Source organism: Rhizobium sp. BK650, from assembly GCF_014195325.1.
Classification (GTDB): domain Bacteria; phylum Pseudomonadota; class Alphaproteobacteria; order Rhizobiales; family Rhizobiaceae; genus Rhizobium.
Map to the genome: position 1 here is coordinate 21,276 of NZ_JACIBK010000011.1, position 18,649 is coordinate 39,924.

Consider the following 18,649-nt stretch of genomic DNA (forward strand, 5'->3'; position numbering starts at 1 on the left):
GTCCCTCTTCCTCACTCGCGCGGTGCTGCCGCGCGCCGCAGTCGGTCATTGATCGCCTCTCCAAGCCCCTCGTCGGGAATAGGCGAGAAGGCGATCGTGGCCGCGCCGCTGGCATCGGCCTTTTTCATGTAATCGAAAAGATTGGCGGCCGCCTCGGCGAGATCGCCGCGCGGGCTGAGATTCAGCGTGATTGCCGCATGCTCGGCGCCAGGCAGCTTTTCCGGTCCGAAAGCGATCAGCGCTTCGCCGGGCCGAAGATCGGTGACGTCGAGCCGAACGGCTGCACCCGGCGCGTAATGAGACGCGAGCATGCCTGGCGCCTCGATCGGCGCAGCTGCCTTCTTTGAGCGCAGGAGCCGCTTACCGGCCACCCGCTCGATATCCTTGGCAGGCAGGCCGCCCGGCCGCAGCAGCCGAAGCTCGCCGTTCTCGACCTTCACGATCGTCGATTCCACTCCAACCGCACTCGCGCCCGCGTCGAGAATCAGCGGTATTTTGCCGCCGAGATCGGCTTCGACATGATCAGCACTCGTGGCGCTCACCTTGCCTGAGGTATTGGCGCTTGGAGCGGCGAGCGGTCGCCCGAAGGCGCGGATCAGCTCACCGGTGAAGCCCTTGGGTGTACGGATGCCGACGCTGTCGAGACCGGCCGTTGCCAGTGCGTGGATCGCGGTGCCGCTCTTCAATGGCAGCACCAGCGTCAGGGGGCCGGGCCAGAAAGCTTCTGCAAGCGCACGCGAAATCGGGTCGAATTCCGCATAATTTTCCGCCATCGCAAGATCAGCCATGTGACAGATCAGCGGATTGAATCGCGGCCGGCCTTTGGTCTCGTAGATCCGGGTGATCGCCGCCGGATTGGTCGCGTCGGCGGCAAGTCCGTAGACGGTCTCGGTGGGGATAGCGATCGCAAGGCCTTCGGCGAGTGCCGCGCAGCCTGCTTCGAGCGCCGTCCGCTTGTCGGCCTTGATGTCGATTATCCTTGCCATGTCCTGCCCGGGTTTCGTCCGGCAGTCATTAGGCCTTCCTCGCGGCGCGATCAATCCCGCGCAGTGCGAGTGGACCAATAGTCGGCCGGCTTATAGCTGGCGGATGATCTGGCGAAGCTGCTCGTTGCGGGCGCCGAGCAGGAGGATGTTGCGGATGGCGATCTGCGGATCGTTTGTGCGAAAGAGCAGGCCGTTGCCGCGCACGGTACGGTCGACCACCATCTTCTCCGGCGTGCTTTCGCCCGGCTTGATCGCGACGGCGAAATACATGCGGGAATTCTGCACCGCGATATTATCGAAGAAATTGTCGTTGTCGCCGATGTCGGAATAGAAATTGGCGATGTAGAAGGCCCATGCCACTTCGTCATAGCGAGCGAACTTGGTACGCGAAGCCGTAACGTGGCAGTACCCGAGATGAGGGCTATCGGCTAGCGTCCGGTGAAAGATCATCTTCGGAAACTGGATGGCTCGGTGGAAGCCGTTGATGCTCTGATGGGTTTTCTCACCGGCGGCCTGCAGCTTGCGTGCCGTCTTTTCAGCCACTTCCTCATGAGTGAGATAGCGGCGTTCTTCGGGCAGCCAATCCTCGCGGCGGCGGCTGATGCGGCCGGTGCGCAGGAATTCCGAGTGTTTGGTGAGAAGCCGTGGTTCGGCAGGCTTGCTCTCTTCCCGTGTGTCGAAATATCGAAGTTTGGCCATGGCTGTTGCAGTCTTCGCTGTGTCGATCGATGCCAAGGATAGGATTTCATGCTTAACGTCCTGTTAAAATGACAGGAAGAAGGCGCAGCTGTTGCCGATTGGCGGCATGTCGTAAATGCGATAGATTCTGCCCGCGATATTGTATTTGCTTGTGTCTGACGCCCCAAGAAATGTCGCAATTGACGATAATTAAAGGCGAACCGATGATTCAGAGGACCGTTCGGCTCCCTGTCGTCAATTTCGAAGCCGATGTCGCTTTACAACCAAGCGGCCGCCGTGCTCGGTGTTTAAATGACGCCATGACCAGTTCTCCGGAGGGAGAAGGAAGCGGCGCGCTTCCGCTGCCGAACTTCAACAGGATGGCAGCCATATGCACGAGGATAGGCAGATGGATATTCGCAGCAACGTTTTGCGCCAGCTCAAGAGCCGCCGTGAGGGTTTCAGCCTCGAACAGCCCTTCTATATCGATGAGGATTATTTCCGGCTGGACATGGAGATGATCTACTATCGCGATTGGCTGTTCATCGGCCATGATTGCGAATTGCCGAAGCCGGGCGCCTACTTCACCGTCCAGATCGGCGATTATCCTGTTGTCATCGTACGCGGGCGCGACAATGTCATTCGTGCCTTCCACAACAGCTGTCGCCACCGCGGCTCGCGTGTCTGCACCAAGGAGCACGGCTCGTCGGTGCGTCTCGTCTGCCCCTATCACCAATGGACCTACGACCTCGACGGCAAGCTCGCCTTCGCCCGCCACATGGGCGATGATTTCGACAAGAGCGGTTACGGGCTGAAGCCGGTTCATTGCGAGATCGTCGCTGGCTACGTCTTCATCTGCCTCGCCAATGTTGCGCCGGACTTCCAGACGGTGCGCGACAAGATCGAGCCCTACATGGCGCCGCATCACATCAGCGAGGCCAAGATCGCCTTTCAGAGCACCATCATCGAGAAGGGCAACTGGAAGCTGGTCTGGGAGAATAATCGTGAGTGCTATCACTGCGCCGCCAATCATCCCGAACTCTGCCGCACCTATCCGGAAGCGCCGAGTGTCACCGGGACCGATGGCGGCGCCGACGATCCGGAGATTGCCGGCCACTGGGCGCGCTGCGAGGCGGCAGGCCTGCCGAGCAAGTTCCAGATCTCGCCGGACGGACAGTTCCGCACCGCTCGCATGCCATTGATTGAGGACGCCGAAAGCTACACCATGTCCGGCAAGCCCGCCGTCAAGCGCCCGCTCTCCGACGACGTGAAGATCAGCCATATCGGCACCATGCTGCTCTTCCACTATCCGACGACGTGGAACCATCTGCTCGGCGACCACGCGATTTCCTTCCGCGTGCTGCCGCTCAGCGCCAACGAGACGGCTGTGACCACCAAGTGGATCGTACACAAGGATGCGGTCGAGGGCGTGGATTACAATCTCGAAGAACTGACCCACGTCTGGACCGAGACTAACGATCAGGACCGCCGCATCGTCGAAGAGAACGCCTTCGGCATCCGTTCGCCGGCCTATGAGCCCGGTCCTTATTCGGCTGCCCACGAAGGCGGCGTCATGCAGTTCCTCGAGTGGTATTCGAACTTCATGATCAACCGCCTGCAGGGCGATCAGGCTAAGCTTTCGGTCGTCGCCTGAGATGTTCATAACCGATTAATGTCCGGTTCATTTCGCCTCCGGTAGAAACGGAGCGTAGATGCCGTCAGCGGGTTTTGGCGGAACAGTTTTCCGCTTAATCCGTTACCCGGCATGCTTTTTCGCTCTTGATCGGAGATACGCAATGTTTGGGCTGAGTAAGAAGGTCGCGACCGCGGTTATGGCCGCCGCCGTCGTTGTGACGAGCTTCGTGCCGTCGCAGGCAATCCAGATGCCGGCCGTCCCGCAGGTGGAAAAATCTTCGCCTGTCGAGAACGTCCAATACCGCCGCTACTATGGTGGGGGCTACTATCGCCCCGGTTACTATCCGCGCTATCGTCCTGCCTATCGCCCAGGCTGGTATGGCGGTTATCGCGGTTATCCCTATTATCGTCCTGGTTACCGTCACTATAACGGCTATTGGTATCCGCTGGCAGCCTTCGGTGCCGGCGCCATCATTGGCGGCGCGATCACCGCTCAGCCGCGCTACTATGAACCCGCACCGGCACCCTCCGGCATCAATCCGAGCCACGTCGCCTGGTGCGAAAACCGCTACCGCTCCTACAGAGCCTACGACAATACGTTCCAGCCCTATAACGGTCCGCGCCAGCAGTGCTATTCGCCTTACTATTGAGGCGAAGCCAGAGATCGAGAGAGACGCCCGGCCATCGAGCCGGGCGCTTTCGTTCAGAGAATATTCACTCGCTTTAGGAGCCACCAGGCAAAGGCGATGGATGCGAGGATAAGCCCCACGGCATATTCCGTACCGTAGTCTCCGACGGCGAAGGGCAGGTTGGCCGTGTTCATGCCGAAGAAGCCGGTCACCAGTGTCGGCGGCAGCAGGAAGGCCGTCATGATCGACAAGATGTAAAGATGGCGGTTCGTCTCCGAGGAAAGCTTGGAGTCGATTTCTTCATGCAACAGCCTTGCCCGGTCCTGCAGTGCGTAGACATCGTGATCCACTGTCTCCAGCCGACTTGTCAGTCGCCCGGCAATGTCGTCGAAACCGAAGGGCATTTCGTCCTCGTCCGACGCTGCCGCCCGCCGCATCAGAGCAAGGACCGTACGCAGATGACGGTGCAGGCGCACAATGGTGCGACGAACGGGAGCAAGCCTGCGGCGTTCGTCACGCGGTGCATTATCGTAGACGAAGTCCTCGATCAGGTTGAGCTCGTCGGTAAGTTCCATGACGACCGATATCAGTGTCCGCTGAAATTCGGTCACAAGCAGCTCGAAGAGGTCGACGGGACGGGTGAACTTGCCGGGGTTCTTTTCGATCATCACACGTGTCCGCTCTACGCTTCTCAGCGGCTGCAGTCGCGTGGTGATAATGAAACGGTCGGAAATGGTGAAATGCAGCCATCCAAGGTCCGCCGTGTCCTGATCGAATTCGCGCTGGCAATCCACCAGCGTGCCGTAGAGCATCTGCTCGTCGACAGTCAGAACCGCGTGGGTGTCGCGCGTGGTCAGTGCCGCCTTGGCATCGTCCATCACGCCAAGCGTATCGAGCAGGGCAGGCACGCGGGCATCGGCGAGGTTGAGATGCAGCCAATAGAAACCGTCGCCTACGGTTAGCTCCGCAGCTGTTGCGCTGTTTTGCAGACGCGTAGCCTTCTTGCTTTCCGGCGAGAAGCGGTAGGCCCATACAAGGCCGGGTATGTTGACGGGCAAGGTATCCATTATTGCCGATCCTCTCGCGAAGGCGATCATCCTACTGTGTAACCGTTTTGCGATAACGACATGCGTCGAAACAAAACCCAAGCGGCAGCAGATCTGAAAGATCGCGACACGCATAGAGATTCTCCATGACGTTTGTTTGCGCAAGTGCACAAGCGAAAAGGTGTCCGCGAGTAAGGTTATCGATGGAAAGCAAATTGACGTTTACGTAAAAATCAATTAGCTCTTTCGGCGGAGGCGCTCGCAGAACCGGCTTTGCCGAGCGTGAGCGAAATACGGAGGAAATGGTATGTATAACGCCCCCGTCGAGGAAATCGCGTTCACGCTGAAACATGTCGCCGGCATGGCAGAGGCGATCGACAGCGGCCTTCTGGGCGATCTCGGCGAGGATCTCGTCGATGCCATTCTTGCCGAGGCGGGACGATTTGCCACGGAGGAGATTGCGCCTCTTGCCGATATCGGCGACCGTCAGGGCGCTCGTCTTTCCAATGGCGAGGTGAAGCTCCCGGACGGCTGGCGCGACCTTTACCGCAATTGGGCCGCCGGCGGCTGGAACGGCCTTACCGCGCCGGAGGAGTTCGGAGGGCAGGCCCTGCCGCATATGCTGAATGTCGCAGCGCTGGAAATGTGGAACTCAGGCTCCATGGCCTTTGCTCTCTGCCCGACTCTGACCATGGGCGCGATCGAGGCCCTGAATGTGCACGGCGGGGCGGCCCTCAAGGAAAAATATCTATCGCGTATGGTGTCGGGCGAATGGACCGGCACCATGAACCTTACCGAACCGCATGCCGGCTCCGATCTCGGCGTCTTGAAAGCACGCGCCGAACGCAGCGAGGACGGCACTTACCGCATTTTCGGCCAGAAGATCTTCATCACCTGGGGCGAGCACGACGCGGCCGAGAACATCATCCACTTCGTCCTCGCCCGTCTGCCGGATGCGCCCGCCGGCACGCGCGGCATCTCGCTCTTCCTCGTGCCGAAATTTTTCGTCAATGACGACGGATCGTTGGGTGCCCGCAACGATCTCCACTGCCATTCGCTGGAACGCAAGCTCGGCATCCACGGCTCGCCCACCTGCACGATGATCTATGGCGACGGCAAATTCGGCGATGAGAGGGGCGCGGTTGGCTGGTTGGTCGGCGAAGAGAACAAGGGCCTCGCCTGCATGTTCACCATGATGAACAATGCGCGCCTTGCCGTCGGCATGCAGGGCGTGGCGATATGCGAGGCGGCGACGCAGAAGGCTGTCGCCTACGCGAAAGAGCGCATGCAGGGCAGGGCGCCTGGCTGGAGCGGGTCCGGCATGAGCCCGATCATCGACCATCCCGATGTCATCAGGATGCTGCTGACGATGAAGGCGTTGACGCAAGGCTCGCGTGCCATTGCCTATGCCTGCGCTCATGCGATCGACATGGCGCATCGCGCCGGGGAACGCCGGGAGCATTGGCAGGAGCGGGCAGCGCTGCTGACGCCGATCGCCAAGTCCTTTGCGACGGATGCCGGCGTCGATGTCGCTTCTCTCGGGATTCAGGTGCATGGCGGCATGGGTTTCATCGAGGAGACGGGTGCCGCTCGCTACCTGCGCGATGCCCGCATCGCCCCGATTTATGAAGGTACGAACGGGATCCAGGCGATCGATCTTGTCACCCGAAAGCTTCCTTTGTCGGAAGGTGAACAGGTGAGGCGTTTCATTGCTGAGCTGAAGGCGATCGTCGATTCTGTCCGCACTTCGAATCTCGACGGTTTCGGCACGACAGCTGACAAGCTTGAGGACGCGCTCACAGATCTGGAAGAGGCGACAGACTGGCTGCTGGCCCGCCTCGCTGAAGGCAAATCGGCGGAGGCCCTGTCGGGCGCGACCCCCTATCAGCGTCTCTTCGGCCTTGCTCTGACTGGTTGCTATCTCGCCAAGGGCGGCCTCGCCGAAACGGCGGATGGGGTCGGCGAGGACCGCATCGCGCTCTGCCGCTTTACCGCCGAGAACCTGCTGTCCGAAACGGCGGCGTTGAAGGACCGTGTCGTCTACGGTGCCGAAAGCCTTGCAGCCGCCCGCACCGTCCTTGCCTGAGGAGCTGAAAATGAGCGATCCCGTCATCATCGAGCGATCCGCAGAAAGTCCGGCTGTCCAGATCATCCGCTTCAACCGGCCGGAGAAGAAGAACGCCTTCACCCGCGACATGTATCGGACGATGACGGATGCTCTGAATGGCGCAAACGGCGATGCCGGTATCCGGGTGACAGTCTTTCTCGGCACTGATGGCAGCTTTTCGGCCGGCAACGATATCGGCGATTTCCTCGCTGCCGCTCAGGGCGGCGGCATGGGACACGAACTCGTCGATTTCCTCTATGCGCTCGCCAATGCCGAAAAACCACTCGTCTCGGGTGTCGATGGTCTAGCGATCGGCATCGGCACGACGCTCAACCTGCATTGCGACCTGACGATTGCCTCCGACCGCAGCCAGTTCCGTACGCCCTTCGTAGATCTGGCACTGGTGCCGGAAGCAGCCTCCAGCCTGATCGTCCCGCGCATCATGGGTCATCAGCGCGCCTTTGCCATGCTTGCCGCCGGCGAGGGCTTCACGGCCGAGGACGCGAGACAAGCCGGCCTGATCTGGAAGGTAACGGCACCGGATGAGGTGGAAATCCAAGCGCTGGCTGCGGCCGCAAACCTTGCCGCCAAACCGCCGGAAGCGATGAAGATCGCCCGCGACCTCCTTCGTGGCCCGCGGCAGGAGATCATCGCGCGCATCGATGAAGAGGCTCGCCATTTCGCCGCTCGCCTTAAAACCGCCGAGGCTCGCGCCGCCTTCGAGGCTTTCCTGCGCCGCTGAGCCCCTAAAATCAACGGTTACTATCATATGTGTCAATTTAAAGCTTAAGGGCGATCTAATTATTGAACGGGAGACGGATCCCCCAACGGTCCCGGGCGCGTGACGTGTTTCGTACGACCCCCTGTCCGAAATTTACCCACGGCCTCGCAACTCGCAGCGCGCTTAACCCCCGGGCTGCGAAGCCGTTTCAGGATCGCTACTTCGGAGGTAACTATTTCTCCAGCGTCGCCACCACCTCGACATGCGAAGTCCAGAGGAACTGGTCGATCGGCGTGACCGATGTGATCCGGTACCCTCCCTCGACGAGAATGGCGAGATCGCGGGCAAGTGTCAGCGGATTGCAGCTTACGGCCACGACTTTTTTCACCGCCGCGCGCGCCAGTTCCTTACACTGGAACTCCGCACCCGCGCGCGGTGGATCAAAGACGACAGCGTCATAGACCTTGAACTCCCCAGTCATTAGCGGGCGACGGAAGAGATCGCGCTTCTCGACCGTTACCGGTTTCAAGCCTTGCGTATTACGCGCTGAGTGATCGAGTGCGGCAATCGCCTTGCCGTCGCCTTCGACGGCATGCACGCGGCCGATGCGGGCAAGCTGCAGCGAAAACGTGCCGGCGCCTGCGAAGAGATCGGCGATCCGCTTGGCTTTGCCGATATGCGCAAGCACCAGCTTCGCCATCGCCTCTTCGGCCGGCTTTGTCGCCTGCGTGAAAGCTCCGGCGGGCGGCGAAACCTGGACGCCGCCGAACTCGACGATCGGCTTCGCCGGCTCGACGAGAATTTCGCCGTCGAGCGAAACACGCGCGATGCCGCGAAGGCCGAGCACAACCTCGATCGCCTTCCGGCGCTGCTGGTCCGAGAGTTTCTTTGCGCCTTCGACCGCAAGATCGAGGCCGGAAAGCGTTTCCAGAACTGCGATGCGGAAGGCATCGGCATTGGTCGCAACCGCCGCGCCAACAGCCTTGATCGCCGGCAGCCGGGCCACGATCCCCGCCGACGAGATGGGACATTCCTCAATGGCCACAATGTGATGGCTTTCGGCCTGGTTGAAACCGATGAGCATGTCCTTCTCGGTCTTACGTGCGGCGAAGACGACGCGCCGGCGCTCGCCCGGATGGGCCGCCACGATCTCGCCGACCTCCGGCGTCAGCCCCTTGGACTTTAGCGCATCGATGACGAGCTGCCGCTTGAAAGCGCGATATGGCGCATCCGCCATGTGCTGCAGCGTGCAGCCGCCGCAGGTGCCGTTGACGCCGTCAGGTCCGAAATGCCGGCAGGGCGGCTCCTGCCTGTCAATGGAGGCAGAGGCGACCGACATCACGGTACCCTGGTTCCTGACGCGGGCGATGGCGACCGTCTCGCCGGGCAGCGTGAAAGGCACGTAGATCGGCCCGTCTTTGCCGGTGGCAATACCGTCGCCCTGTGCGCCGAGCCTGTCGATGGTAATAGTTTCCGTGCTCACGCTTTCGTCCCTGCCAGTAGAAATTCCTGATTGCCGTCGCCGCCCGAGATGGGGGAGGGGATGAGCCCGAAACTCTTCCAGCCCATATCCATAGTAAACCAGCGCTCCAGCTCTGCCGCCACATCAGGCCCGGAAGACGGATCCTTGAGCAGTCCGCCCTTGCCGATCGCCTCGCGCCCTGCCTCGAACTGCGGCTTGACGAGAACAGCGGCGAGCGAACCTGGCTCGGCAATATCGAGTGCCGGAGCAAGCGCCAGCTTCAACGAGATGAAGGAGACGTCCGACACAATGAAATCGACGGGCTCGCCGATATCTTCGGCGGTCAGATTGCGGGCATTGAGCCCTTCGATATTGGTCACGCGCGGATCGGTTGCGATCCTCGGATTCATCTGTCCATGGCCGACATCGACAGCAGTTACATGCGCGGCACCCCGCTCCAGCAGTACTTCAGTGAAGCCGCCGGTCGAAGCGCCGACATCGAGACAGTGCCGCCCGGCCGGGTCGAGCCCGAAATGGTCAAGTGCTGCCACGAGCTTCAAAGCCGCGCGCGAAACATAGTCCTGCGCCGGATCGTCAATCTCGATCGCCGCATCGCAGCCGAAGACCGAGCCTGCCTTCGTCACCACCTTGCCGGCAACCTTCACCGTTCCCCGCGCAACGGCATCGCGCGCCCGGGAGCGGCTTGCAAAAAGGCCCAGGGTGACGAGAAGCTGGTCGAGGCGTTGGCTGTTCTGATCGGACATCGGGTGTGAATGACCGGCAAAGCCGCCGCTTGCAAGCATTTTTGTTGATAATACTCGCTTCGAGCTCCGCCACGTTCGAAAACGGCAATGGGTAGCGACGATATAATTATCTAACACATCTGTGCTGCGGCGCACAAATTTAAACAAATTTAAATCCCTGATCGCATAGGTTCGCGGTGATTGCAGCGGTTCGTTTTTTGAATCGCTTCGTGCCATGAAGGTGCCGCGTCCTCCCCGCCGATCATGTTCCTTATCGAGAAGTCTTGTGGCTGCGTTTCGCAGCCGCCGCCCTTGTCGCGCCTTTTGACGCCAGGAGAAATTGACCGATGTTCGCCCGAAACATATCATTGAACGGCAAGCTTGCGGCCACGTTCGCAGCGCTCATCCTTATTTTCATATCCGTTTCCGCTTTCGTCTATTCCAAGGCAACCACCTCGGCGAGCGCTTCCGCCGAACAGGAGAAGTCCGAGCTTCTGGTCAACCAGATCGATGACGCGCTGCAGGCAATGCTCGAGCAGGCCGTCAATCTGCGCGGCTTCATCCTCTTCCGCAGCGACAGTACCTATGCCGATATCTTCGCCAACCGCGAACGCATGCTGAAGGCGATTGCCGCTGCAAAACAGACCGCCGCCTCCCAGCCCGAGCTTGTGTCGATGATCGATGATATGCAAAAGGCTGCGGATCTTTATTTCCATCAACTCGCTGAGCCGCAGGCTAAAGCCCGAAAGGAAACCGAGACCCCGATCGACGAGGTTGTCAAGATCGGCGTCAACGCCACCAAGGGCCAGCTTGACGGCTTCCGAGCCGCTTCCGCCAAGATCAAGTCGCTCGCGCGTGAGAAGTCCGTATCTCTCGCCGCCGCTCGGCTTGATGCCAACAGCGATCTGAAGACCACGCTTCTGGCCGGCGGTATTGCTGCCGCGCTTGCTGCCGCCGCTCTCGCCTGGGCTCTGTCGCGCACGATCGTTCGCCCGATCGTCGGCATGACCGCTGCTATGGGCCGCCTGGCCGGCGGCGACAACAATATCGAAGTTCCGGCCACAGACAGGCAGGACGAAGTCGGCCGTATGGCCCAGTCGGTGCTGGTGTTCAAGGAGGCGGCGATCGAAAAGCAGCAGCTTGCCGGCGAAACTGACCGCATGCGCGGCGAAGCCGAGCGTCAGCGCCAGATCAGCGATGAGCAGAAGGCTCGTGAAGAAAGCGAACTCCGCTTCGCGGTCGAAGCTCTCGCCGGTGGCCTTGCAGGTCTTGCCAATGGCGATGTCGCAGCCCGCATCCAAACGTCCTTCGCGCCGCAATACGACAGCCTGCGCAACGACTTCAACAATGCGGTCGAAAAGCTCCAGGCTGCCCTGCAATCGGTTGGCCGCAATGCTTCGGCCATCAACGCCGGCGCCAGCGAAATCCGCTCTGCCGCTGACGATCTCGCCCATCGCACGGAACAGCAGGCCGCTGCCGTCGAGGAGACCGCCGCCGCTCTCGAAGAAGTCACGACCACGGTCCGTGACTCCGCGAAGCGTGCCGAAGATGTCGGCAACCTCGTCGAGCGCACCCGCCTCGGCGCTGAAAAGTCCGGCGAAGTCGTCCGCCGGGCGGTTTCGGCCATGCAGCAGATCGAAAAGTCGTCGGGCGAAATCTCCAACATTATCGGCGTCATCGATGATATCGCCTTCCAGACCAACCTTCTGGCTCTGAACGCCGGCGTCGAAGCAGCACGCGCCGGTGAAGCCGGCAAGGGTTTCGCTGTCGTCGCACAGGAAGTCCGTGAACTTGCCCAGCGCTCGGCAAATGCCGCCAAGGAAATCAAGGCGCTAATCAACACGTCGAGCGAGCAGGTCAATTCGGGCGTCGGCCTCGTTGGTGAAACCGGCAAGGCGCTGGAAGCGATCGTCGCCGAGGTTCAGGAAATCAACCGCCATGTGGGCGCGATCGTCACGGCCACCCGCGAACAGTCGATCGGCCTGCAAGAGATCAACACCGCCGTCAACAATATGGACCAGGGCACCCAGCAGAACGCGGCCATGGTCGAAGAGCAGACGGCCGCAAGCCACGCGCTTGCCCAGGAAGCTGCCGCCCTCGACGACCTGCTGCGCCAGTTCAAGCTCGGCGGCCAGACTGCCGCTCCGGTCCAGAGAACGGTTGCAGCAACCGCTGCGTCCCGGCCGGTCGCCTCTCCGGCTCGCGCGCTCGCCAGCAAGGTCACCAAGGCTTTCGGTGGCAAGCAGGCAGCGGCCGCAGCTGTCGCCGTCCAGGAGGATTGGACTGAGTTCTGAGAGCAATCTCTTCGCAGATGAAAAGGACGGGGCGGCATTTCGTGCCGCCCTTTCTTTTTGCAGACTAGCCGGCGGCGGCGCGCATGCGCTCGATATCCCGCCGCGGCGGGACATTGTTGATGCGGACATAGTCCCGGCTGAACTGCGAGGGACTGTCATAGCCGACACGGAAACCCGCCTCGGCCGCAGTCAGTCCCTCGGTCACCATCAGCCGCCGCGCTTCCTGCAGGCGAAGCTGGGTGCGGAACTGCAGCGGGCTCATGGCCATCACGGCCTTGAAATGTTCGTAGAAGGATGAGGCGCTCATGCCTGCCACAGAGGCGAGATGCTCTATGGCGAAGGGCTCCCTGAAATGCTTCCGCACGAAATCGATCGCCCGGCCTATCTGGTTGAGCCTGCTTTCGCCATTGGCGATCTGTCGTAAGAGCGCACCCTGCGATCCGCGGATGAGCCGGTAAAGAATCTCTCGCTCGATGAGTGGCGCCAGAACCTCCGCATCTTCAGGCGTATCGAGCAGCCGCAGCAGACGTACCGCCGCATTGATGAGTTCAGGCGTCGTAGCGCTGACACCCGCTGCAGGGCTCTCCGGCAAACGCCCCTGCACGGCAGGCAGCATCTCGGCAAGCAGGCCGCGGTCGAGCTGCAGCCGGAGGCACAGATAAGGCCGGTCGGCACTTGCTTCCACGACCGCGCCGATGACCGGCAGGTCGACGCCGACGACGAGATAATGCGCGGCATCATAGACATGTACGCTGTCGCCGATGACAGCACGTTTGCGCCCCTGCGCCACGATGCAGAGCGAGGGCTCGTAGAGCGTATGGATCGGCTCCGTGCGGGCGGAGGATCGTATGATGCCAACACGCGGCAGCGCCGTGTCGAAGCTGCCATCTGCGCCGCCGTGGCGGTCGATCAAATCTGCAAGATCGGTAATCTTTTCCATGCAGAGAGCATGGCCGATGCTGCGATAAATGCCAAGCACCTGCAGCCGCTTTTGGAAGATCGTGCAAGAAATCCGGAGAAGATTGCTATCGGTTTGCGCCCCTCAGGGCCAATCTCATGCACATGGATCGGCAGCATCCGGCTGAGGTTTTCATCGAAGCATGAGGAAAAGAGCATGACTGGTATCAAAGGCAAGACGGTATTGATCACAGGCGCCAGCAGCGGCATCGGAGCCGGCACCGCACGCGAACTGGGCGCGGCCGGCGCGAAGCTGATGATCGGGGCGCGCCGCACCGAGCGGCTGGAACAACTGGCAAAAGAGATCCGTGAGGGCGGCGGCACCGCGGAGTTCCGAGCTCTCGACGTGACCGACCGTGCCGATGTCGAGGCTTTCGCAAAGGCGGCGGCCGACGCTTTCGGCAGCATCGACGTGCTGATCAACAATGCCGGCGTCATGCCGCTGTCGCTGATGTCCTCGCTCAAAGTCGACGAATGGGACCGCATGATCGACGTCAATATCAAGGGCGTGCTTTACGGCATTGCCGCCGTGCTGCCGATCATGAATGCGCAGGAGCGCGGGCAGATCATCAACATCTCCTCCATCGGAGGCCTGTCCGTTGTGCCGACCGCCGCCGTCTATTGCGCCACCAAATATGCGGTGCGGGCGATCTCAGATGGTCTTCGCCAGGAAAACAAGAAGCTGCGCGTGACATGCATCTATCCCGGTGTCGTCGAATCCGAACTGGCCGATACGATCACCGAACCTTTCTCGGCCGAGGCCATGGTCTCGTTCCGCGAGATCGCCCTGAAGCCCGACGCCATCGCCCGGGCGATCCGCTTCGCCATCGAGCAACCTGACGATGTCGACGTCAACGACATCACCGTCCGCCCGACCCTGAGCGTGGGAATGTGATCATGGCGATCCGCGCAGCCCTTGCCGGGGCCGTCTTTTCCCTTGCGACCCCATCTCCTGCTTTCTCAGAGGAAACGAAAATGCAGATGCATCCCTATCTTGGCATGTGGATCACCGGTGACGGGCATATCCGCCAGGAATTGCTGCCGAACGGCCGTTATGACGAAGCGCGTGGCACGAGAAAGAGCGCCTATCAAGGGCGCTATGAAGTAACCGGCGACCATATCGAATATTGGGACGATACTGGCTTTACCGCTGATGGCGATTTCATCGACGGCGTCCTGCACCACGGCGGGATGATTTTCTATCGCGACGGCAAGAAGCCGGAATAAAGAGAGGTCGGTCGACGTGCTGCCTTAACCGGCCACGCCGACCGCAACACTGCGTCCGAGCGCGTTGAAGACGGTCGAGACGATCCCGGCGCGGTCGAGACCCGCGTGGGCGATCATCGCTTCCGGCTTAGCCTGCTCCATCCAGATATCGGGCATGACGAGCGAGCGGACCTTAAGCCCGCGGTCGAGCAGCCCGTCCATCGCCATGAACTGCATGACCTGGCTGCCGAAGCCGCCGACGGAGCCTTCTTCCACAGTGATGAGGATTTCGTGGTGGCGCGCAAGCTGGCGGATCAGGGCATGGTCGAGTGGCTTTGCGAAACGCGCGTCGGCAACCGTGGTCGACAAGCCCGCGGCATCGAGATCTTCGGCCGCCAGCAGACAGTCGGCAAGCCGCGTCCCGAAGGAAAGAAGCGCAACCTTGGTGCCTTCCTTGATGATACGGCCCTTGCCGATCTCGAGAATCTGGCCGCGCTCCGGCATATCGACGCCGACACCTTCGCCGCGCGGATAGCGGAACGAGATCGGGCCGGCATCGTAGGCGACGGCCGTGCGCACCATATGTTTCAGTTCCGCCTCGTCGGCGGCCGCCATGACGACGAAGCCGGGCAGGGTGGCGAGGAAGGCGGTGTCGAAGGATCCGGCATGTGTCGGACCATCAGCACCGACAAATCCGGCACGGTCGATCGGGAAGCGCACCGGCAGGCCCTGGATCGCTACGTCATGCACGACCTGGTCATAGGCGCGTTGCAGGAAGGTTGAATAGAGCGCAGCGAACGGTTTGAAACCTTCGGTGGCAAGGCCGGCGGCGAAGGTCACGGCATGCTGTTCGGCGATGCCGACATCGAAACAGCGTGACGGGAAAATCTCTGCGAACTTGTCGAGGCCGGTGCCGCTCGGCATCGCGGCGGTAATGCCGACGACGCGGTCATCGAGCGCCGCTTCCTGGATCAGGGCTTCGGCAAAGACATTGGTATAGCTCGGCGCATTCGGCTTCACTTTCGCCTGTGCGCCGGTGATGACGTCGAACTTGTTGACGCCGTGGTATTTGTCGGCCGCAGCTTCCGCCGGTGGGTAGCCCTTGCCCTTCTGCGTCACGACATGGATCAGCACCGGCCCGTTGGCATTGTCGCGCACGTTGCGCAGGACAGGCAGAAGGTGATCGAAGGAATGACCGTCGATCGGGCCGATATGGTAGAAACCCATCTCCTCGAACATCGTGCCGCCTGTCACATAACCGCGGGCATGCTCGACGGCGCGGGTGATCGCCCGGTCGATATTCTTGCCGAGATAGGCCGTCAATTTCTTGCCGAAATCGCGGAAGCCCATATAGGTGCGCCCCGACGCAAGGCGGGCGAGATAAGCACTCATCGCACCTGTCGGTGGGGCGATCGACATGTCGTTGTCGTTGAGGATCACGATCAGACGAGCATCGAGCGCGCCGGCATTGTTCAGCGCCTCGTAGGCCATGCCGGCTGACAGTGCGCCGTCGCCGATGACGGCGATCACGCGGCGATCCGTCTTGTCGATATCGGCAGCGACTGCCATGCCGAGTCCAGCCGAAATCGAGGTCGAGGAATGTGCGGCACCGAAAGGATCGTATTCACTTTCGGCCCGTCGGGTGAAGCCGGACAAGCCGTTTTCCTGGCGCAGCGTCCGAATCCGGTCGCGGCGCCCGGTCAGGATCTTGTGCGGATAACATTGATGGCCCACGTCGAAAATCAGTCGGTCCTCAGGCGTGTTGAAGACGTTGTGGATGGCGATCGTCAGCTCCACCACACCGAGACCGGCGCCGAGATGCCCGCCGGTGCGCGAGACGGCATCGATCATCTCGTCCCTCACTTCGCGTGCAAGCTGTGGCAGATCGCGATCCTCGAGCTTGCGCAGGTCGGCCGGATAGGTAACCTGATCGAGCAGCGGGGTCTTCGGGGGTTGTATCACGGGCGGGCGCTCTTCTTTGGCTGATCGGCTTTGCTTTATTCGATTGAATTGCGGCAAAACAACTGCATGTGAATAACCGCAAGATTTTCACCTTAGAGCACTTCAGCCCTCCGGCAAAGGTACGAATTCCTCTTCGTCGCCGGGAACGATATCGAAACGGCCGGTACGCCATTCCTCCTTGGCCTTCTCGATCCGTTCTTTCGAAGAGGACACGAAATTCCACCATATGTAGCGTTTGGAGTTGAGCGCAGCACCCCCAAACAGCATGAGATGACAGCCCTGCGTGCCCGCTTCGAGCGTGATCGCATCGCCAGGCCGGAAGACCAGAAGTTGGTCAGCGGCAAACCGGTCGCCGGCTATGACGACCTCACCGGAGAGCACATAGACCGCGCGTTCTTCATGGGCGGCGCCGAAGGGAAATTTCGAACCCGGCTGCAAGGAAATATCGGCATAAAGCGTATCGGTGAAGACTTTGACCGGCGAGATCAGCCCTTCGAACGAGCCGATGACAACACGACCAGTCACCCCGCCGTCATCGATTGACGGCATGTCGGCCTTTTCGGTATGGGCGAAGGAAGGCGCGATCTCTTCCTTGTCATCGGGCAGTGCCAGCCATGTCTGCAGGCCCGACATGGAGAGCGGATGGCCGCGCAGATTGTCCGGCGTGCGCTCCGAGTGCACGATACCGCGGCCCGCCGTCATCAGGTTGATGTCACCGGGACGGATGACCTTTTCCGTGCCGAGACTGTCGCGATGGCGGATTTCTCCGTCGAAGAGATAGGTGACCGTTGAAAGCCCGATATGCGGATGTGGCTTCACATCCAGCGCCTCATTCGGCTTCAGGATCGCCGGCCCCATACGGTCGAAGAAGATGAAAGGCCCGACGAGACGGCGCTGACGCGTCGGCAGCGCGCGTCGTACTTGAAAGCCGCCGATATCGCTGGTGCGCGGAATGATCAGGTTCTCGATCGCGTCACAGGCGAAGGTATCGCCGGGCAGGGGATCTTTACCGGGGAAGAAGGACATGGCGCACTCCGATCACAAAAGCCTGGAGCCACAGATAGCGTTTGCAGGTCCGTGGCGAAAGGGCCAGGCTGTCAGATCGCGGCGAAGCCTCAGATCGCCGTGAAGCCATTGTCCACGAAGAGATGCGCGCCGTTGACGAAGACCGATTCATCGCTGGCGAGATAGAGTGCCGCGCGGGCGACATCTTCTGGTTCGCCGATCCGGCCCTGCTGGGCGGCAATCGCCGCATCCGAAACATCGACGCCGTGCGCCTGCAGTTCCTTCACTTCGCGCAGGCCATGCGGCGTGCGGATGAAGCCGGGGCAGACGGCATTGCAGCGGATATTGCGATCGCGGAATTCCACTGCGATGGCCCGCGCAAACATATGCACTGCGCCCTTGGTCGTGTCATACAGCACTTCCATCGGCGTTGCCGCAATCGCCGAGATCGACGACGTGCAGACGATCGAGCCGCCGCCGGCCTCGATCATCTTCGGCAGCACCGCCTTGGTCATCAGGAACATGGAGCGCACGTTGACGGCGTGCAACCAGTCCCATTCCTGAAGCGTCGTTTCCAGGAAGGGCTTTATGACGATCGTGCCGGCATGGTTGAAAAGCACGGTGACTGGGCCATAGCGCTCTTCGACGCCTGCCACCGCTTCATTGACCGCTCCTTCATCCGAGACATCGGCCGTCCAGTACTCGGCCTCGCCGCCGACATCGCGGATCTCCGTGACGGTTTTCACTGCCGCCTCGCTATTGCGATCGATGATCGCGACACGCGCACCCTCAGCCGCAAAGAGCTTCGAGGCAGCGCCGCCCATGCCGGTGGCGCCACCCGAGATAATGGCGACCTTCCCCTTCAATCTGTCCGTCATTCTGCTGTTCCCATGATGTTGTCGAGGGATCATAGATCGTCAGGAAGCCGGGGGCCAAGCGTATAAGAAAGGAAGTTTTATTGTTGCTTAAGCGCCGTCGAGCGGTTCCACGCCCTGCGGCTTGCCGGCGCGGTCGAGGCGGATCTTCTCGATGCGGTTTTCGGCGGCCGATAGCAATGTTTCGCAATGCTTCTTCAGCGCTTCGCCGCGCTCATAGATCTCGATCGATTCATCCAGCGCCACGTCGCCGCGCTCGAGGCGTGCAACGATGCTTTCGAGTTCGGCAACCGCCTTTTCGAAGGAAAGGCCGGAAACCTCCGGCTTGGCGCTATCAGTCATT

General features: G+C 61.0%; 17 protein-coding genes. 7 read left to right on the top strand and 10 right to left on the bottom strand.

All coding sequences use genetic code 11. The annotated features are described in order from the left end of the window. Positions 1-11: 11 nt before the first annotated feature. Together FHX15_RS23145 and FHX15_RS23150 are read right to left on the bottom strand one after the other, a co-directional pair. Positions 12-986: an L-threonylcarbamoyladenylate synthase gene (locus tag FHX15_RS23145; protein ID WP_184400716.1), complete on the bottom strand. Its 975-nt coding sequence runs from the start codon at positions 984-986 to the stop codon at positions 12-14. A gap of 90 nt (positions 987-1,076) precedes the next feature. Then, positions 1,077-1,685, bottom strand: coding sequence for a DUF6656 family protein (locus tag FHX15_RS23150; protein ID WP_184400717.1), 609 nt, complete (start codon positions 1,683-1,685; stop codon positions 1,077-1,079). A gap of 388 nt (positions 1,686-2,073) precedes the next feature. On the opposite strand from FHX15_RS23150, the gene FHX15_RS23155 reads away from it, so the two are divergent. Both FHX15_RS23155 and FHX15_RS23160 read left to right on the top strand, forming a co-directional pair. Then, positions 2,074-3,318, top strand: coding sequence for an aromatic ring-hydroxylating oxygenase subunit alpha (locus tag FHX15_RS23155; protein WP_184400718.1), 1,245 nt, complete (start codon positions 2,074-2,076; stop codon positions 3,316-3,318). Positions 3,319-3,460: 142 nt separating this feature from the next. Then, on the top strand, positions 3,461-3,949 hold the full coding sequence (locus tag FHX15_RS23160; RefSeq protein WP_184400719.1) for a BA14K family protein: 489 nt from the start codon (positions 3,461-3,463) through the stop codon (positions 3,947-3,949). Between the two features lie 53 nt (positions 3,950-4,002). Here the strand turns inward: FHX15_RS23160 and FHX15_RS23165 are convergent, their stop codons facing one another. Next, complete coding sequence (locus FHX15_RS23165) at positions 4,003-4,995, bottom strand: transporter (RefSeq protein WP_184400720.1); 993 nt, start codon at positions 4,993-4,995, stop codon at positions 4,003-4,005. Positions 4,996-5,281: 286 nt separating this feature from the next. Between FHX15_RS23165 and FHX15_RS23170 the strand changes: the two genes are divergently transcribed. Both FHX15_RS23170 and FHX15_RS23175 read left to right on the top strand, forming a co-directional pair. Then, complete coding sequence (locus FHX15_RS23170; protein WP_184400721.1) at positions 5,282-7,060, top strand: acyl-CoA dehydrogenase; 1,779 nt, start codon at positions 5,282-5,284, stop codon at positions 7,058-7,060. A 10-nt stretch (positions 7,061-7,070) separates the two neighbouring features. Beyond that, positions 7,071-7,823: a crotonase/enoyl-CoA hydratase family protein gene (locus FHX15_RS23175; RefSeq protein WP_184400722.1), complete on the top strand. Its 753-nt coding sequence runs from the start codon at positions 7,071-7,073 to the stop codon at positions 7,821-7,823. 211 nt (positions 7,824-8,034) lie between these two features. On the opposite strand, the gene FHX15_RS23180 is transcribed toward FHX15_RS23175, so the two are convergent. Together FHX15_RS23180 and FHX15_RS23185 are read right to left on the bottom strand one after the other, a co-directional pair. Continuing rightward, on the bottom strand, positions 8,035-9,285 hold the full coding sequence (locus tag FHX15_RS23180; RefSeq protein ID WP_184400723.1) for a class I SAM-dependent RNA methyltransferase: 1,251 nt from the start codon (positions 9,283-9,285) through the stop codon (positions 8,035-8,037). Next, positions 9,282-10,028 (bottom strand): TlyA family RNA methyltransferase, encoded by a 747-nt coding sequence (locus FHX15_RS23185; protein ID WP_184400724.1) that lies wholly within the window; start codon positions 10,026-10,028, stop codon positions 9,282-9,284. The genes FHX15_RS23180 and FHX15_RS23185 overlap by 4 nt, the downstream gene beginning before the upstream one ends. A gap of 326 nt (positions 10,029-10,354) precedes the next feature. Between FHX15_RS23185 and FHX15_RS23190 the strand changes: the two genes are divergently transcribed. After that, on the top strand, positions 10,355-12,301 hold the full coding sequence (locus tag FHX15_RS23190; RefSeq protein ID WP_184400725.1) for a methyl-accepting chemotaxis protein: 1,947 nt from the start codon (positions 10,355-10,357) through the stop codon (positions 12,299-12,301). Positions 12,302-12,365: 64 nt separating this feature from the next. On the opposite strand, the gene FHX15_RS23195 is transcribed toward FHX15_RS23190, so the two are convergent. Further along, positions 12,366-13,280: an AraC family transcriptional regulator gene (locus FHX15_RS23195; protein WP_312861887.1), complete on the bottom strand. Its 915-nt coding sequence runs from the start codon at positions 13,278-13,280 to the stop codon at positions 12,366-12,368. 135 nt (positions 13,281-13,415) lie between these two features. Between FHX15_RS23195 and FHX15_RS23200 the strand changes: the two genes are divergently transcribed. Both FHX15_RS23200 and FHX15_RS23205 read left to right on the top strand, forming a co-directional pair. Next, positions 13,416-14,153 (top strand): SDR family oxidoreductase, encoded by a 738-nt coding sequence (locus FHX15_RS23200; protein ID WP_184400726.1) that lies wholly within the window; start codon positions 13,416-13,418, stop codon positions 14,151-14,153. A 2-nt stretch (positions 14,154-14,155) separates the two neighbouring features. Next, the gene (locus tag FHX15_RS23205) at positions 14,156-14,485 is read left to right on the top strand and encodes an Atu4866 domain-containing protein (RefSeq protein WP_184400727.1); all 330 of its coding nucleotides are present in this window, start codon (positions 14,156-14,158) and stop codon (positions 14,483-14,485) included. 24 nt (positions 14,486-14,509) lie between these two features. Here FHX15_RS23205 and dxs read toward each other — a convergent pair whose 3' ends face one another. The 4 genes from dxs to FHX15_RS23225 form a co-directional block, all read right to left on the bottom strand. Next, positions 14,510-16,426 carry a 1-deoxy-D-xylulose-5-phosphate synthase gene (gene dxs, locus FHX15_RS23210; RefSeq protein WP_184400728.1) on the bottom strand — a complete coding sequence of 639 codons (1,917 nt, stop codon included), beginning with the start codon at positions 16,424-16,426 and terminating at the stop codon, positions 14,510-14,512. Between the two features lie 102 nt (positions 16,427-16,528). Continuing rightward, on the bottom strand, positions 16,529-17,452 hold the full coding sequence (locus FHX15_RS23215) for a pirin family protein (protein WP_184400729.1): 924 nt from the start codon (positions 17,450-17,452) through the stop codon (positions 16,529-16,531). Positions 17,453-17,541: 89 nt separating this feature from the next. Beyond that, the gene (locus FHX15_RS23220; protein ID WP_184400730.1) at positions 17,542-18,309 is read right to left on the bottom strand and encodes an SDR family NAD(P)-dependent oxidoreductase; all 768 of its coding nucleotides are present in this window, start codon (positions 18,307-18,309) and stop codon (positions 17,542-17,544) included. A gap of 87 nt (positions 18,310-18,396) precedes the next feature. Next, positions 18,397-18,648 (bottom strand): exodeoxyribonuclease VII small subunit, encoded by a 252-nt coding sequence (locus FHX15_RS23225; protein ID WP_003545921.1) that lies wholly within the window; start codon positions 18,646-18,648, stop codon positions 18,397-18,399. Between the last annotated feature and the right edge of the window lies 1 nt (position 18,649).